Genomic DNA, 2,239 nt, shown 5'->3' with positions numbered 1-2,239 from the left:
GTCGGACGATGTGACGCATTTGTTCGAGGCGTTAAAGCAGGGAGCGCAGGGCTATCTGCTCAAAAATTTATCCCCGTCGACATGGCTTGAGTATTTACGGGGGATCATGAGCGACGAAGCGCCGCTCAGCCGGGAACTTGCCACGCAAATTTTAAGGGAATTTCCGCTTGCCCCCAAGAGTCCGGAGCATCATGAGACGTTGACCGCGCGGGAGCGCGAAATTTTAAATTGGGTGGCTTCGGGGCTCACCAACAAGGAAATTGCCGCCGAGCTCAAGATTTCTGACCAGACGGTTAAAAACCACCTGAAAAACATATTGCAGAAGCTTCATTTGGAGAACCGGGTTCAGCTGACGCGTTATGCCTTGGAGAAAGGCTTAGTAAGCCGGCGGCAGGGATTGTTCCAGAAATTGAAAAAAGAGTAGTTGCCGTTTTAGCAGCGCAGGGTGTAAACCTTGCGTTTTTTTGTGCTTCCATGGAGACCGACTTGGATGAAATTACCCTGACTTGGAAAGTATAAGCATCATAAATGGACAAGGTGGAGACCCGGATGGTTGGCAAAAAGAAATCCCGCAATGCTTCAACACAACAGCAGCCTTCAAACCAGGCTGGGAAGAACGGCTCACCGTATCAGGAATCCGTGGGGACGGATCCGCCAGAGCTGCACCCGGACAGGCTGTACCGCGATTTGAAAAGTAATCTGGACCGGCTAAACAAGGACATGGGCGGCAGCAATGACCTGGTCATCCGCAAAATTGTTGCCCGGAATTTAGGCCGGAAAGTCGCCTTTGTATATATCGACGGGCTCGTCGACACGTCATCGGTTTCAGAATTTGCGATCGAAACCGTCTTGAATGAAATCAAACAGTTCGCATCGGAAGCAGAGCTTAACGAGGCGTGGGAACTGGAACAGAACGTCAAGGAAGGAATAGAAGGCGAAGACCCTGAAAAGGGCAGGTTCAGTGAAGATATCAATGAGGATGAGCCGGGTGCAGCGTCGGAAGAGGACGAGAGATTTTTGCGTCTGTTCAAGGAAAAGGCGCTGGCCGTCGGCGAAATTTACGAAATCTCTGAGTGGAGTAAGCTGTATATTCATCTGATGTCCGGAGATACGATTCTTTTTATTGACCGGATTGGCATTGCGGTTATCGCCAGCACCAAAGGGGGAGAACGGCGGAGCGTCAGCGAGCCGGAGTCCCAGACGGTCATCCGCGGCCCGCGGGAAGGCTTTACGGAATCGATTCGCACCAACACGGCGCTGCTCAGAAGGAAGATCAAAAGTCCGAATCTGTGGCTGGAAGAAATGCAGCTGGGAAGAGTCACGCAGACCGACGTAGGCATCATGTATATTCACGGCATTGTGGACGAAAAAAATGTGGATGAGGTCCGGAAGCGTCTCTCGGTCATTGATATCGACGGTGTCCTGGAGTCGGGGTATATTGAGGAGCTCATCGAAAATACGAACAAAACGATTTTTCCTACCATCTATCACAGTGAACGTCCTGACGTGATCGCCGCCAGTCTTCTGGAAGGCCGCATTGCTATCTTGGTGGATGGAACCCCATTTGTGCTGCTCCTTCCGACTACCTTCAACATGTTTTTCCAGGCCTCGGAGGATTACTACAACCGGTTTGATGTTGGCAGTTTGATCCGGATCCTGCGCTTCTCCTCGTTCCTTATTGGCCTGCTGCTTCCTCTTTTTACGTGGCGATCATCGGATTTCACCAGGAAATGATTCCGACCTCTTGGCTGCTGAAGCTGGCGGTGCAGCGGGAGGGAGTTCCTTTTCCCGCCTTTGTCGAGGCCTTTATCATGGAAACGGTATTTGAAATTTTGCGGGAGGCTGGCGTGCGGATGCCCCGGTCGGTCGGGAACACCATTTCGATCGTGGGAGGCCTCGTTTTGGGGCAGGCTGCGGTCGAAGCGGGGATCGTATCCCCCGTCGTCGTCATCGTCGTGTCGCTGACGGCCATTGCGAGTTTCGTGTCCCCGGCATATAACATCGGAATTGCCGCGCGGATGCTCCGTTTTATTATGCTGATCGCGGCATCGCTATTCGGCATTTATGGGATTGCCTGTACGCTGCTTATGATGGTACTGCATTTGTGCAGCCTAAAATCCCTAAACGTTCCTTATATGACACCCTATTCGCCGATTATTCTTTCTGAGCTGAAGGATTCAATGATCCGGGCGCCTCTGGATCATATGAAGAAACGGCCAAAGCTGATCAGCAGAAATGA

1 protein-coding gene and 1 pseudogene are annotated in these 2,239 nt (G+C 51.8%); both read left to right on the top strand.

The genetic code is table 11. The annotated features are described in order from the left end of the window. Positions 1-424: response regulator transcription factor (locus CPT76_RS15485; RefSeq protein ID WP_146116324.1), on the top strand; the 424-nt coding region annotated here is incomplete at its 5' end. A gap of 104 nt (positions 425-528) precedes the next feature. Continuing rightward, positions 529-2,239, top strand: a pseudogene (locus CPT76_RS39825) (spore germination protein); the annotation flags it as partial.

Source organism: Paenibacillus sp. AR247 (assembly GCF_002968895.1).
Classification (GTDB): Bacteria; Bacillota; Bacilli; order Paenibacillales; family Paenibacillaceae; genus Paenibacillus_AQ; species Paenibacillus_AQ favisporus.
The sequence above is the reverse complement of the archived record's forward strand: the minus strand, read 5'-3'. Positions and strand labels throughout refer to the sequence as shown.